The organism is Stenotrophomonas maltophilia, assembly GCF_001274595.1.
GTDB lineage: Bacteria > Pseudomonadota > Gammaproteobacteria > Xanthomonadales > Xanthomonadaceae > Stenotrophomonas > Stenotrophomonas forensis.
Window position 1 is genome coordinate 4,434,252 of the sequence record NZ_CP011010.1, and the last position, 14,326, is coordinate 4,448,577.

A 14,326-nucleotide genomic window follows, 5' to 3' on the forward strand; every position below is an offset into this window, starting at 1 on the left:
TCGACGTCAGACCAGCGGTTCGTCGGACAGGTAGGTGTAACCGGTCAGGCCGGCTTCCAGCGCGTCCGACAGTTCCTGCGCACGTTCCGGCGACAGCTGGGCCTCGGCCACGCGCTGTGCGTAGGTGGCACGCAGTTCGTCCAGGCGGTAGCCCACGTAGTCCAGCATCACGTCGGTGGTATCGCCACGGCGCTGCTGGGTGATGGCATAGCCATCGGCATCGGCCAGCACTTCCACCGCGTCGGTGTCGCCGAACAGGTTGTGGATGTCGCCCAGGATTTCCTGGTAGGCGCCGACCATGAAGAAACCGATGCGATAGCTCTCGCCCGGCTTCATCTTGTGCAGCGGCAGCGAGCTGTCCAGGCTCTCGTTCTCGACGTAGGTTTCCACCATGCCGTCCGAGTCGCAGGTCATGTCGGCGATGATGCCGCGACGGTCCGGGGTTTCGTCCAGGCGCTCGATCGGCACGATCGGGAACACCTGGTCGATCGCCCACACGTCCGGGATCGATTCGAACACGCTGAAGTTGACGAAGTACTTGTCGACCAGCCGCTCGTTCAACTCATCCAGCACCGGGCGGTGGCTCTTCTCGTCATAGCTCAGGCGCGCACGCACGCCGTGCGCGATGGCGTAGAACAGATCGTCGATGCGCGCACGCTGCGGCAGGTCGATCTGGCCCAGCGCGTAGCTGGCCAGGCCTTCGGCGTGGAAGTGCTGTGCTTCCTGGAACAGTTCCACCGCCGGGCGCACGTCCAGCTCGTCGTGGATCTCGCGCAGGTGGCGGATCGCCGCCGGCTCGTCGTCGTGCTGGTCCGGCACGCGGCCTTCCTGCGCCTCTTCCACTTCCGACACGTTGGCGATCAGCACCGCGTGGTGCGCGGTCATCGCGCGGCCGCACTCGGTGACGATGCGCGGCGGGGTCAGGCCGAACTCTTCGCAGGCATTGGCCAGCGGCTGCACGATGTTGCTGGCGTAGGAATGCAGGCCGTAGTTGATCGAGCAGAAGCTGCGCGAACGGGTGCCTTCGTAATCCACGCCCAGGCCACCGCCCACGTCTACGTGGGTGATCTTCGCGCCCAGGCGCGACAGCTCCACGAAGTAGCGGGTGGCTTCGCGCATGCCGTTGGCGATGTCGCGCACGTTGGAGATCTGCGAGCCCATGTGGAAGTGCAGCAGGTTCAGGCAGTCGGCGTACTCGGTGTCACGCAGCGACTTCCACAGGTCCAGCAGCTGGCGCGGCGACAGGCCGAACTTGGCCTTGTCGCCACCGCTGTTCTGCCACTTGCCGGCGCCCAGCGAGGCCAGCCGCATGCGCACGCCCAGGCCCGGCTTCACGTCCAGCGCCTTGGACTCTTCCAGCACCAGCTTCAGCTCGGACGGCTTCTCGATGACGATGAAGGTCTGCAGGCCCAGCTTGCGGCCGATCAGGGCCAGGCGGATGTACTCGCGGTCCTTGTAGCCGTTGCAGACGATCAGGCCACCCGGGCGCGACAGCGCCAGCACGGCCATCAGCTCGGGCTTGCTGCCCGCTTCCAGGCCGAAGCCCTCGCCGTGGTGGCTGGCCAGGGTGCCGGCCACGCCACGGGTCTGGTTGACCTTGATCGGGTATACGGCGGTGTAGCCGCCACTGTATTCCCAGTCCTGCTGGGCCTGGCCGAAGGCCGCCTGCAGCTTGCCCAGGCGCTGGCCGAGGATGTCCGGGAAGCGCACCAGCAGCGGCAGCTTGGCCCCCCCCGCGCGCGCCGCATCGACCACCTTGGGCAGCGACACCACCGGGCCGTCCGCCCCGGTCGGTCTCACCACCATGTGCCCGGCCTGATCCACGTCGAAGTAACCGTCCGCCCAATGCGGGATCGAGTAGGTCTTGCGGGCTTGGTCGAGGGACCAATCGGTCATTTCAGTCGGCCTTGTTGGCAATAAAAGGGGGGGCATGATAACGCCTATATGCCCACAGGTTCGTTATCATGCGCGCCCGCGCCCGTGACAGGTTCCAACCTGAACGGGCCGATCCGTCCGGATGTGGCATCTGTGCCACGCGGCCCCGCCCGCCAGCCCGGCTTCACCCCTCCGAACAGGACTGTTTTCCAATGACTGACAGCAACAACTGGTACATCGAACACTTCGAGCGCACCGGCTCGGCCATCGGCTATCGCATCACCGGCAAGCTGGACGAGGTGCAGTCGCCGTTCCAGAAGATCGAGATCTTCCAGACCACCGACTGGGGCAACCTGATGACCATCGACGGGGCCATCATGCTGACCAGCAAGGACAACTTCTTCTACCACGAGATGATCAGCCACCCGGTGCTGTTCACCCACGCCGCGCCCAAGCGCGTGGTGATCATCGGTGGCGGCGACTGCGGCACCCTGCGCGAAGTGCTCAAGCACAAGGGCGTGGAGAGCGTGACCCAGTGCGATATCGACGAGCAGGTCACGGTGATGGCGCGCAAGCACTTCCCGGAACTGTGCGATTCCAACGACGACGCCCGCGCCGAGCTGCTGTTCGACGACGGCGTGGCCTACATGGCCAACTGCCCGGCCGGCAGCGTGGACGTGGTGATCGTGGACTCGACCGACCCGGTCGGCCCGGGTGAGGGCCTGTTCAACAAGGCCTTCTACGAGAGCTGCTTCAAGGCCCTGAAGGATGACGGCATCCTGGTGCAGCAGTCCGAGTCGCCGCTGATGCAGCTGGACCTGATCAACGAAATGCGCACCGAGATGGGCAAGGCCGGCTTCGGTTCGTTCAAGACCCTGCCGTTCCCGCAGCCGTGCTACCCCACCGGCTGGTGGAGCGTGACCATGGCGCGCAAGGGCGACAGCAGCTTCGACTTCCGCCAGGCCGACTCGGCCGCCAAGACCTTCAACACCCTGTACTACACCGCCGCGCTGCACACCGGCGTGCTGGTGACCCCGCCGTTCGTGCAGGCGGCATTGAAGGGTTGATCCAACAAAAAACCCGCGCTGGCAACAGCGCGGGTTTCTGCCTTCTGTAGAGTCGAGCCATGCTCGACTGCTCTTCTGCGGGGCTACTGCAATCTGACTGAAATGCAGTCGAGCATGGCTCGACTCTACAATTCAGAGCGCCCAGATACCGGCAATCACCGCCACCACCAGGCCCCACTTGATCAGCTGGTAGGCCACCACGCTGCGCTCGCGCAGCGCCTTGGCCTTCAGCCGCACCTTGTACACGCTGCCGAACGCCTTGTTGACGCCGCCGGTCGGGTCACCCGGCAGGTTCGGCGAAGCGCCACCGGCCAGCAGCGTGGCTGCCACCGCACGGTTGAACAGGCCGGGCAGGCCGAAGTGCAGCGGACGGGCGATGTCGCAGAACAGGATCACGCGGTCATCCGGCGTCTCGTTGTGCGCATGGTGGATGTAGGTCTCGTCGAACATCATCCATTCGCCATCGCGCCAGCTCTTCTTGATGCCGTCCACTTCGATGTAGCAACCATCGTTGTTGGGCGTGGCCAGGCCCAGGTGCAGGCGCAGCGAACCGGCGAACGGATCGCGGTGCGGGCGCAGTTCACTGCCCGACGGCAGCTGCGCGAACATCGCCGCGCGCACGTCCGGCAGCGACTCCAGCAACGCCGTGGTCTTCGGGCACATCGCCTTCGCCGACGGGTGCGACGGGCCGTACCACTTCAGGTAGAAGCGCTTCCAGCCACGACGGAAGAACGAGTTGAAGCCAGCGTCGTTGAACGTGCTGGAGGCGGCGATCTTCTGCGCATCGCGCAGCGCCAATGCCTCGTCGCGGATCATCTGCCAGTTCTGGCGCAGCGGCTCCAGCTGCGGGAACTCCTTGGCCGGGTCCAGGAACGGCGTGGTCGGCACCTTCGAGAACATGTACATGACCACGTTGATGGGGGCCATGAAACTGGAGTGGTCCAGCAACTGGCGCGACCAGCGCGCGCGGACCTTGCCACGGAAGTGGATGTACAGCACGCAGGCCACGAACAGCGCTGCAATGACGATTTTGATGATCAAAGCACTTTCCTCCAGCCGCGGCCGGAACGGGAAACGGGGCGATGCACGGCCTGGCGGCCAGCACCGGTGGGAAGCGCGGCAGGGGACGGGGACGTGCCGGAGGGGGCGGCCGCCGATGTCGCGGGTTAACAGCTTATGGTCGGCAGGCCGTGCGCCGGGGTCAAGCCGAGCGTGTGCGGCGTTCAGCTGAACGCGGCGAAATGGCCCGAAAGCGCGCCCAACCTGTTGATGCATAAAGAACATCATCAGAAATGAGACAGAAATGTCCGATTTCATGTGACGAACTGTTCCAGCCACGACCCCGACATTTCTCCGACAAATCGTCGATTAGCGAACTGGCGAGTACTAAAATTAACGAAAGCTTAGTAACTTCCTGTAACACCGGTTCGCTTGACGCTTTGCGCCACCCACCGGGTCGACCGAGACCCCGACATGTATCTCCCTGCACTGCCCCCCTCCTCCTGCGGCGATGACGCCGCGGCACCGCTGCTGCTCAAGCGCGGCAAACGCTTCCTCGCCCCCGACGTCTACCGCAGCTGCCTGGACGGGCGCGAAGCGGTCATCAAGGACTACTCCCGCTACCGCGGCACCCCGGTTTCACTGATCGCCCGGCTGATGGTTCGCCGTGAAGCGCGCATGCTGCAGCGCCTCGGCGGCTGGAAACACGCACCGGCCCTGCTTGGCACCCTCGGTGGCCTGGCACTGGGCATGGAATTCATTCCCGGCCAGACCCTCAGCACCGCCCAGGCCGTCGGCAACGACGTGTTCGAGCAGCTGCAGCACGCGCTCAGCCGCCTGCACGCGGCCGGCATCACCCACAACGACCTGCATGGCACCAACGTGGTGGTCAGCGGCGGCGTGCCCGTGCTGCTGGACTTCACCTCGGCCTGGAGCGTACCCCGCTGGCTGCGCCGCGGCCCGCTGAGCCGGCAGATGCGCCGCAGCGACATGAAGAACCTGCTGAAGATCCGCCAGCGCGTGACCGGCCAGGCGCCGAGTGCCGCGCAGGCCGCGCTGGTGGCCGACCCGGGCTGGGTAGCGGCGGTGCGTCAGGGCTGGAAGCGGTTCTACAGGTGGGCCAAACGCCGCTGAATGCTTTTCTTTGGTAGGGGTCGAGCTTGCTCGACCGCTCTACCGCTCTTTGTAGAGTCGAGCTTGCTCGACTGCTCTGCGCTTCAGTCGAGCAAGCTCGACTCTACAAAAGCCGCTTTACAGCCCGAATACGCACAAAAACCGGGTTACAACGCGTCCGCGTCCAACTCACCGGTACGAATACGCACCACGCTGCCCAGGTCGTAGACGAACACCTTGCCGTCACCAATCTTGCCGGTGCCCGCAGCTTTCACGATGGCCTCAACCACCGCCTCCACCTGGTCATCGGTCACCGCCACTTCCAGCTTCACCTTCGGCAGGAAGTCGACCACGTACTCCGCACCACGGTACAGCTCGGTATGGCCCTTCTGGCGACCAAAGCCCTTCACTTCCGTCACCGTGATCCCGGTGACCCCACGCTCGGCCAGCGCTTCGCGCACGTCGTCGAGCTTGAACGGCTTGATCACCGCCATGACCATCTTCATCGTCTATCTCCTGTCTTCCGGCGTGGAGGATAGCGCCTGAACGCGGCCCGTGCGAAGCCGCTGCGGCCTGTCCGGGCAGCGGGTGCCGGCAGTATCCTTGTGCCGATTGGCCTGCCCGCGCCGGATGCACGGGCCCACCCCCACGGAGCCCCCCATGATCGACCTGAACCACATCGATGACCTCGCCCGTCGCCTCAGCGACCTGGTGCCGCCGGGCCTGCGCGAATCGCGCGAGGAACTGCAGGCCACCTTCAAGAGCGCGCTGCAGGCCGGCCTGGCCAAGCTCGACCTGGTCACCCGCGAGGAGTTCGAAGTGCAGCGCGCGGTGCTGCTGAAGACCCGCGAGAAGCTGGATGCGCTGGAAACGGCCGTGCGCGAGCTGGAAGGGCGCAGCGCCGCAGAATGAAAAAAGGAGGCGCACTGCGCCTCCCACTACAGAGTATTTCGCGGATGGGGCCTTGCCGCAAGGCCCACCGTGCGCCCTAGACTCGCCGGCCTGTCGATCCGGCAGGACACGCAGGGGCAGTGCTGATGGCACAGGACACCGAATGGACACCCGTTTCGCATGACACCTGCGACCAGGTCGCCGGGCCGTTCTATCACGGCACCCGCGCTGACCTCGCGGTGGGCGAGCTGCTGAGCGCGGGCTTCCGCTCCAACTATCGCGACAGTGTGGTGATGAACCACATCTACTTCACCACGATTGCCAAGGGCGCCGGGTTGGCTGCGGAGATGGCCCGCGGCGAAGGGCGGCCGCGCGTGTATGTGGTGGAGCCGACCGGGCCGTTTGAGGACGACCCGAACGTGACCAACAAGAAGTTTCCCGGGAACCCGACGCGTTCGTATCGCAGTGCGCAGCCGTTGCGGATTGTGGGGGAGATTACGGAATGGGAGCTCTACGACGCGGAGTTCGTTCGGCAGTTGAGGGCGTTTGTTGCTTCGGGGAGTGGGGAGATCATCAATTGATGAAAGGAGAGACCTGTGCTTTGGCTGACGGAAGGTCAATGCAGAAGGTCGTCGAACGATGTCCGCTTTCGGCCAGTAGCGGACATGCGTAAACGTCATGAGATGAACCGCAAAGTGGCCTTAGATCGAGAGAACGCCCAAGCTCAACCAGTAAGCGTCCCCCTCGTGCGAGACAGCCTTGCTGTGCCAGTGTTTGCCCCCCCTCAAGGCTTCGTAGCGCCCAATTTCCGCGCTGGACAAGGGGCGCCAGCTGTTTCCGCGGCGAAAGCCGTTTGCAACCTGGACGCCAAGAGGGAGCCTGGAAACAGCATTCTGCTGGGCTTGCGTCAGAGACTCGCCGTTGGCTCCGCCGGCGGATGTTGGGTTGGCAAGCTGCACTCCGTCATCCTCCCAGTCGCAGATCGGACATATGGCAAATGATCCGTAGCAGTCCTCCAGGGTCAGGAAGCCACATGATGGACAAGGCAGATCGATCATTGAGACCCAAGAACACCAGGTAGTTGAACCACTGGACCTTCGGGTGTCGCCCATGTCTGAAGGAGGCGAACGTCCGCTTCGGTTCGAGAGCGGACTCTAGCATTCTTGATTGCGTTGTCTGGCGCCGGCAGGTCCGCTTCCGGCCAGAAGCAGACGCCGCCTTCAGACCGATCAGTCCTTCTTCATCCGGCGTAGGTGAGGGCATAACCGCTACCGATGCGCTGGATGCGAGCAAACCCCAGCTCCCCCAAAGCGCATGCCGGCCACGATCAACCGATCTGCACTGACCATATGGCGTTGGTGGGCGCGACGACTTGCGACAGATGTTGAATCTGCGTGATCGAACCCGCGGCCAGCCGAGCATCGATGCCGCCACGAGAGCTTCCCTCGCCGACTCCGGCCGACACGCGTCGTCACTGCAACCTTGCCATCACGCGGCCTAGCTTGACGCATCTGCAAAGCAACACAGGACTTTGCCGACCTTGGCACATCGATTATTCGACGAACTTTTACACTCGCCGAGCTGTCCGAGTCGCACCTTCAGAAGGACCGAAGGCCCGAGCTCGCAGGGAGCCGCCAATCTCAACACCGGCTAGCCATCGCTCCCCCGGGCATTCAACCAACCTTTGAGATACAAACATGCGTCCGCTTAGCAAGGAAGAAGAAGCAAGCGTTTCCGGAGGTCGTACCTACAAAACTCCGGCAGGCAACACAGTCAAGTTCAATGCCAGCCTTTCCGACGCTCAGGCAGCGACACTGGGACAGATCGTGGACTATGGGAAAGCGCACAACATGCTGGCTCCAGAGATTCGAATGGCAGTCAACCAGGCGTTTTATGAAAGTTCCCTAGGTTCGATGACCAGCAATCCTACCAACTCCAACGTTCAAGGCCTGTACCAGTACGACGCTAGTACTTGGGACTATCTGGGTCATGGAGCGCTCGATCGATCGAGCACGAACGATCAGATCGCAGCAATGTACGACGACATTCGCAACTTCGAATCTCGATGGGCTGCGGGCCGCCAAGCCGGAACGATTCCGACTACCCTTCTGATCGACGACTACGTGGAGATCAAGCACCATCTCGGGCCCAACAGCACGCAATGGTCGTCTCCGGTTGTTTCCGACTACAACGGCAAGGTTACGGTGCTCGGCTTCACCAGCGTTTCCGCCGGAACAACGGCACCGCCTGATGGAAGTACGGGGGGCGCCGGCAGTGGTGGCCACTCTGGAGGAGGTGGCGGGGGTTCAAGCGGCGGCACCGGCGGTACGGTCATCGTTGGCCCTCCGCAGCGTCAGCCTTGAGCCCACTCAGAAGTCACAGGAGAAATTCCATGAAAGCCAAGCTAGCCACTTGCGTACTCGCAGGGGTGCTGATGTCGACCGGCGCCTCAGCTGCGGAGTGTGGAAGCGCGGTAGCGGAGTACGTTTACTCCAGCAACCCTGCACTGCACGCTCGAATCCAGCCGCTAGCAATGCCTGGAACAGGGAACACACTTGGAGTCACTCTGGAAGACCGATCCCGGGGCTTCAAGGCTTGGTTCATCGCCGACAAGGGCAGCGGTTCGTACTCGTCCCTTATCTACGTAGATGACTTTACGCAGCCGTCATGGCACCAGCCCGATCCGGATGCTCCCCGGGCCATTCGGGACATGCCCATCTTCGGTTGGGATCAGTCCCTGCATGTGAATGAAGATCTAAGGAACCTCAAGAGTGCCCCGCAGTTTCTATTTGTTCCGGACCTCGCGGAAGTCGTGTCACATGGCATTGAGCAGCCGTTCCCCCTGACTCAAGGCATCTTCAATCGAATCAGCTGTCGCTAGGCTTTAAGGGAGGGGGGCGACCTCCCTCCCTCTAACCGGCACTGCCATCACGCCCAGCAGAACTGATCAATGGAACTGTTTCGCAAGGAAGCCGAGACTGCTCATGCAGACCAGTTTGGCGCCATCATCGTTTCAACGCCAAAGGCTCACTTCGCAGCTGGTGTTAGCGCCACTGCACTGTGCTTGGCCGCACTCGTTCTCTCATTCCATGCCCACTATGCTCGCCGGGAACAGGTATCTGGTCATCTAGTTACTGATACGGGCGAGAGCCGGATTCTAGCGCGTCGATCTGCAACCGTCTCAGAGGTGTACGTCAGAGAGCACCAACACGTTCGAAAGGGAGATCCGATCCTGCGGCTATCCAGCGAAATGCACACCCGCGGGGGTGCCGTGCATGCCAGAGTCGAGGAGAACATTGAGAATCAAATCACCTCGGTCCACGCGAGCGTCGCAGCTACCGAGGCAGCGCTGATCAGTGAGCAGCATCAGTTGAGGGAGCGTGTCAAATCTCTTCTCGCCCAGGCATCGGATCTTCGTCAGCAGATTGGCTATCAGCAGCAGGCCGCTGAGCAGAAGCAGCGGACACTGACGAAGCTGCGTCCGCTTTTGAAGGATGGATTTGTGGCTGAGTATCAAGTCCAGGACCTCGAAAGTGCGCTTCTGGATACCCGGGCGCAGACATCAGGCCTGCATCGGCAGCTTGAAGATATCTCTCAACAGCAACGCGAAACAAGCCGCAAGTTGACGAGTCTGGAGATCGATTCGGAACTCAAGTTGAACGATCTTCGGCGAGAGCAAGCGAGATTACGCACCAGCCTCGCCCAGGATCAGAGCGAGCTTGAGCTGGTGGTGAGGGCTCAATCAGACGCGCTAGTCAGCTCCGTTCTTGTTCAGCCAGAGAACTATGTTGAGCCTGGGCAACCTATTGCCTCTCTCATTCCGACACCTACGACGCTGAAAGCGGAAATTTTCATTCCCAGCACGGCAATCGGCTTTGTTCATCGAGGCACCAAGGTTGCCATGCACTATGCGGCATTCCCCTATCAGAAATATGGGGTTCAATACGGGGTTGTCGAACAGGTTTCCGAAACCCCGACTCAACCTGCACAGCTGTCAGCCCTGCTTGGCCAGCAGCCGCCAGCCCAGCCAATGTACAGAGCCATCGCGTCGTTGGAAAGGCAGCAGATCGTGACTGATGGCCAGCAGCGAGCGCTGGTTCCCGGGATGCAGCTGGAAGCTGCGCTTCTGTTGGAGGATCGCTCAATCATCGCTTGGCTACTTGAGCCGATCACCGCATTTCGAGCGTCTATACAGGACTGATCATGCAAGTCGCCAACTCCACAGCAGTCAGCCCAAAACCCGGCGATCTATTGCGTCAATGGATGAAGCGTCCGGTCAAGATCTTCTACCAGAGTGAAGCCAACGAGTGCGGTCTGGCCTGCTTGGCCATGATACTTGATCACCATGGCCATCGGCTTTCTCTGGAACAGCTCAGGGCATTCGCCGGATCCTATCCGCAAGGAATGTCGGTATCTGATATCAGCGATGTTGCGGAGCGGAAAGGCCTTGTGGCGCGCCCTCTTCGGGCTGAGCCAGATGAACTGGATCAGCTCGTACTGCCCGCAGTTCTGCATTGGAACATGGACCACTTCGTTGTCCTGGAAAAGGTGAAGGCGAGGAAAGTCGTGATTCTGGATCCATCCCAAGGCCGCGTGGAGATCTCTTGGGCGGCGCTTGGCCGGCACTTCACAGGGGTGGCAATCGAGCTCTTGAAGGGACCCGATCTCAGGAAGGCCCAAGCGCGCAGTAGTCTTCGTCTGAGGTCACTCATTGGGCCGATCTCTGGTCTCCGACCAGCGCTGGTCAACCTGGGGCTTCTTTCAGTTGCGTTGGAACTCATGGCGCTCGCTTCACCCCAAGGCTTCCAGATAGTCATCGACCGTGTACTCGCCGATGGGGACCGTGCCCTTCTTCCGGTTGTCATAGTGGGACTGAGCCTTCTCGCCCTTCTTCAGCTGCTGCTGGGTTGGCTGCGGTCCTGGGCAATTGTTTGGCTGAGCAGCCAGATCAATATTGGATGGAGCTCGGGCGTGTTCGCTAGGCTGCTGCGCCTACCTACCCAGTACTTCCAAAGTCGCAGCCTGGGTGACATAACATCGCGATTCACGTCACTAAACACAATACAGCAGGCCATAAGCACGCAGTTGGTCGCTGGGATACTAGATGGTGTCATGGCCCTTGCAACAGGAGCCATGCTGTTTGTCTACAGCCCACTTCTAGGCGCATTTACAAGCCTCACAGCGCTGGCTTATGTAGGCGTCAGGGCCATCTACGTGAAGCGACTGCAACACGCAACGGTTTCCTCCTTGACCGAGGACGCGCGCCGGCAGTCCATGCTGCTTGAATCCATCCGCGGTGCGCAGACTTTGAAGCTTTTCGGGAAGACTGGCTGGCAATCGTCCCGCTTTGCGAACCGAAGCGCAGCAGCAATCGCAGCATCCATTGCCGTTCAGCGTACGAGCTTGTCCTACGCATCCTGGGGTGGCGTCCTGCTGTCTGTAGGTAGGCTTGGTGCTCTCGCAATCGGCGCATCACTGGTGATGGAGGGACGGTTCACTGCCGGGATGCTGATTGCGTACGCCTCGTACTCAGAGCAGTTCATCTCGCGTCTGAGTGCGCTTTCCGAGTACGCAATCCAACTCGCGTTGCTCGGTTCACATGCGGAAAGAGTTGCTGACATTGCTCTTGCACCCGTTGAGAAGGAGCCCGCTGCACCTTTGAGCGCGCGCGTTCAACCCGTTGAGGTTGAGCTCCGCAACGTCTGCTTCAGATATGCAGACAATCAGCCATGGGTGTTGAACAACGCCAGCGCCATTATCCCAGCGGGCCAGATGACTGCTATCACCGGTGCGTCGGGTACAGGCAAGAGCACGATCGCCAAGCTCCTTGTCGGACTGCTGACCGTCAACAGTGGGGAAATCCTATTGAATGGCATCCCTTTGAGCCATCTTGGTCCGACCCGGGCCCGGCGCATGTTTGGATGCGTCATGCAGGATGACGCGCTTTTCCACGGGAGTCTGGCTGAGAACATCGCCCTGTTCCAGGAAGGGGCTCCGCAGCAGCAGATCGAGCACTCAGCCCAAGCCGCTTGCATTCACGATGACATTTCAAGAATGCCGATGGGCTATCGAACATCGGTTGGTGACATGGGATCGACCTTGTCAGGAGGACAGCGCCAGCGAATCATGCTGGCCCGGGCGCTCTACCAACAGCCCCAAGCCCTCCTTCTAGACGAAGCGACCAGCCATCTGGATGCAGAAACTGAGCAGAGTATCAATGCTCATCTCAAGCAGATGTCACTCACTGTCATTCAGATTGCACATCGATTCGAGACAATAGATGCTGCGGATTGTCTGCTGCGTGTGCATCCAGATGGGTCCGTCAGCCGAAGGGGAAGGGCTGCCGCCTACTGAGATTCGGGGCTGGTACTCGTGCGTACACAGTCGCGGTACAGTGTGGCAATCCCTCTAGCCCTACGTTCGCTTCGGCCAAGAGCTGACATCCGCCCTTCTCTGTCAACGAGAAGGATCAGCGGACCATCGCTGGATTCGGCGCCGCCGAGAGCGAATGGCTGGGTGCTCCACTCACGCCTAGAAGTGAAGCGGACAACAGCCTCGGCCGGCTCGCGGCCCGGCCTGCGCTTCTCTCCGCCGAAGCGGTACAGTTGGCCAGACCCATGCTCAGATTTGCCATGTCCGTAATCGACCCGAATGACATTGTCGGTGCGCAGCACGAAGTGCAACGGCTTATCGGTCGTTGCATTCTTCGACTTCAACAGTGCGAGCAACTGATGAAGTCCATGCTGGCCTTTCAGAAGTTGTCCGGCACACCGGAAACGCTCCCAAAGAGTTTGAACAACCGCAGGACTGAGATCAGCGGTAGCACCATGGGCGCTTTGGTGGGTCGCCTGACTACCGAATGCATGCTGAAGGAAGGCGGCGAAGTTCCCGACGTCCCATCAGGTCTCGACCATGATTCAAGCCTTTTTGGCCTGCACATGGCGATCAATCTGCCAGGGGAATCCCATGCGGCCCTGCAAACGGATCTGCGCGCACTGGTTAACCTCAGGAACACGCTCGTTCACCACTTCTTCGAGCAGTACGACATCCGGACTATCGATGAATGCGTCAAGGCCCAGGATGCGCTCAGGCACGCTTGCACCGAGATCGATCGACAGTTTGAACAACTGCGCACGCTTGCCGCAGGTATGGCGCAGGGCATGACAGCCTTTGCTGAACTGGTGCAGAGCCCAGAGTTCCATGACTTTCTGGTCAACGGCATCGCGCCTGATGGGCAGATCCATTGGCCGTTCGCCGGCATTGTCAGTGCGCTCAGACAGGCTTTCCGAGAACGGGCGATCGACGGTTGGGTGAATCTGGACACAGCCGCTCTGTGGATGGCAGAGCACCATCCCGAGCAAACCCCCAGGAAGTATGGCTGCGCCCGATGGCGCCACGTCATCCATGAATCCCGTCAGTTCGAGCTGCGCAACTTCGCGCACAACGGCCAACGTGGAGCGTGGTTTCGTGAGCGGCCTGAGTCGACAGGCTGACCAGTTCTGCTGGCGGTGGCCGCCATACGCTGTCGCCCACCAAGCGCTGTCGCATTTGCCGCGCCTTGCGTCTCTGGCCGAAGGATCTGACGACTCCGTCCCAGAAGTGCCGTTCCGCCTGACGCGCCAAGGCTCTTGCCCCTTTCCACGCTATGCGACAATGCCGATAGCGTCTCGGGTTTTGGCGGCATTGGCCCCCACCCCTTGGCAATCCTCCCAACAGCAGGTAATCGTTACCCCGCCACCGTGCATCGGTGGTCGGGCCTCGAAAACCCGTCGTTGGGAAGTAGTTTGCGCTTGCCAGCCGGCATCACCCTGCGTGGTGCCGGCTGGCAATCCGTCTGCCAGCTATGGCGGGCGGGGCGTGGGGGTCTTGTACCCGCCGGTTCCCAACATCCGGTTTTCGAGCCATGCCCCGTCCGCCACCCTTATCGGTGGCGGCTTCTGCCTACATGCACGGAGCCTGACATGACCAAGCCGCACTCCCCTCCCCCGCGCCCCATCCAGCAGCCGCCATCACCCGGCCCTGCCCTGGACCCCACCAGCCTCATCGCCGTCCTGCACGCCATCGGTGCCGGCGCTGCCGCCGACGGCCAACCCTGGCCCGAACGCCACCTGCTGCGCAGCCGGCAGATTTCCCTGTCCGACGCCGATTGCGCACTCACGGGCCAGCGCATCGTGCAGGAGATCCTGCTGGCGGCCGAGCGCACGCGCCAGAACGGCGAGCCCGAGCAGTACGTGGGCGACCGGGTGATGGAGGGGCTGGTGATGGCCGATATTGCACTTACTGCTTTCATCCACGAGCGGATGCGGCCCAGGGATTGAAGGCGCGGCGGATCGAGCGCCCAACTGTCAGGCCTCGTCCATCTGTTTGGGCGAGGCATGCCG

14 protein-coding genes are annotated in these 14,326 nt (G+C 61.7%); 10 read left to right on the plus strand and 4 right to left on the minus strand.

The window, feature by feature from the left end:
* Positions 1–6: 6 nt before the first annotated feature.
* Entirely contained in the window at positions 7–1,896 is a 1,890-nt protein-coding gene (gene speA / locus VN11_RS20195; protein ID WP_049456466.1) for an arginine decarboxylase, read from the minus strand.
* Between the two features lie 191 nt (positions 1,897–2,087).
* Between speA and speE the strand changes: the two genes are divergently transcribed.
* Positions 2,088–2,942 carry a polyamine aminopropyltransferase gene (gene speE / locus VN11_RS20200; RefSeq protein ID WP_008268330.1) on the plus strand — a complete coding sequence of 285 codons (855 nt, stop codon included), beginning with the start codon at positions 2,088–2,090 and terminating at the stop codon, positions 2,940–2,942.
* A gap of 132 nt (positions 2,943–3,074) precedes the next feature.
* On the opposite strand, the gene VN11_RS20205 is transcribed toward speE, so the two are convergent.
* Positions 3,075–3,980: an aspartyl/asparaginyl beta-hydroxylase domain-containing protein gene (locus tag VN11_RS20205; RefSeq protein WP_040009311.1), complete on the minus strand. Its 906-nt coding sequence runs from the start codon at positions 3,978–3,980 to the stop codon at positions 3,075–3,077.
* A gap of 435 nt (positions 3,981–4,415) precedes the next feature.
* Between VN11_RS20205 and VN11_RS20210 the strand changes: the two genes are divergently transcribed.
* Positions 4,416–5,075 carry an RIO1 family regulatory kinase/ATPase gene (locus VN11_RS20210; protein WP_053451026.1) on the plus strand — a complete coding sequence of 220 codons (660 nt, stop codon included), beginning with the start codon at positions 4,416–4,418 and terminating at the stop codon, positions 5,073–5,075.
* A gap of 146 nt (positions 5,076–5,221) precedes the next feature.
* Here the strand turns inward: VN11_RS20210 and VN11_RS20215 are convergent, their stop codons facing one another.
* A complete protein-coding gene (locus VN11_RS20215) occupies positions 5,222–5,560 on the minus strand; it encodes a P-II family nitrogen regulator (protein ID WP_005411374.1) in 339 nt (112 codons plus the stop codon).
* 154 nt (positions 5,561–5,714) lie between these two features.
* Between VN11_RS20215 and ubiK the strand changes: the two genes are divergently transcribed.
* Entirely contained in the window at positions 5,715–5,966 is a 252-nt protein-coding gene (gene ubiK / locus VN11_RS20220) for a ubiquinone biosynthesis accessory factor UbiK (protein WP_053451027.1), read from the plus strand.
* 125 nt (positions 5,967–6,091) lie between these two features.
* A complete protein-coding gene (gene arr, locus VN11_RS20225; RefSeq protein ID WP_053451028.1) occupies positions 6,092–6,526 on the plus strand; it encodes an NAD(+)--rifampin ADP-ribosyltransferase in 435 nt (144 codons plus the stop codon).
* A gap of 120 nt (positions 6,527–6,646) precedes the next feature.
* Here the strand turns inward: arr and VN11_RS22000 are convergent, their stop codons facing one another.
* Positions 6,647–7,057, minus strand: coding sequence for a CPCC family cysteine-rich protein (locus VN11_RS22000; RefSeq protein WP_322111083.1), 411 nt, complete (start codon positions 7,055–7,057; stop codon positions 6,647–6,649).
* 585 nt (positions 7,058–7,642) lie between these two features.
* On the opposite strand from VN11_RS22000, the gene VN11_RS22620 reads away from it, so the two are divergent.
* From VN11_RS22620 to VN11_RS20255, 6 genes are all read left to right on the plus strand, one after another.
* The gene (locus tag VN11_RS22620; RefSeq protein ID WP_187299782.1) at positions 7,643–8,308 is read left to right on the plus strand and encodes a hypothetical protein; all 666 of its coding nucleotides are present in this window, start codon (positions 7,643–7,645) and stop codon (positions 8,306–8,308) included.
* Positions 8,309–8,337: 29 nt separating this feature from the next.
* Positions 8,338–8,826: a hypothetical protein gene (locus VN11_RS20230; protein WP_053451029.1), complete on the plus strand. Its 489-nt coding sequence runs from the start codon at positions 8,338–8,340 to the stop codon at positions 8,824–8,826.
* A 69-nt stretch (positions 8,827–8,895) separates the two neighbouring features.
* Entirely contained in the window at positions 8,896–10,146 is a 1,251-nt protein-coding gene (locus VN11_RS20235) for an HlyD family secretion protein (RefSeq protein ID WP_080374977.1), read from the plus strand.
* A gap of 2 nt (positions 10,147–10,148) precedes the next feature.
* A complete protein-coding gene (locus VN11_RS20245) occupies positions 10,149–12,299 on the plus strand; it encodes a peptidase domain-containing ABC transporter (RefSeq protein WP_080374978.1) in 2,151 nt (716 codons plus the stop codon).
* Between the two features lie 278 nt (positions 12,300–12,577).
* On the plus strand, positions 12,578–13,438 hold the full coding sequence (locus VN11_RS20250; protein WP_053451033.1) for an OST-HTH/LOTUS domain-containing protein: 861 nt from the start codon (positions 12,578–12,580) through the stop codon (positions 13,436–13,438).
* Between the two features lie 468 nt (positions 13,439–13,906).
* Complete coding sequence (locus VN11_RS20255; RefSeq protein ID WP_006474723.1) at positions 13,907–14,263, plus strand: hypothetical protein; 357 nt, start codon at positions 13,907–13,909, stop codon at positions 14,261–14,263.
* The last annotated feature ends 63 nt before the right edge of the window (positions 14,264–14,326 follow it).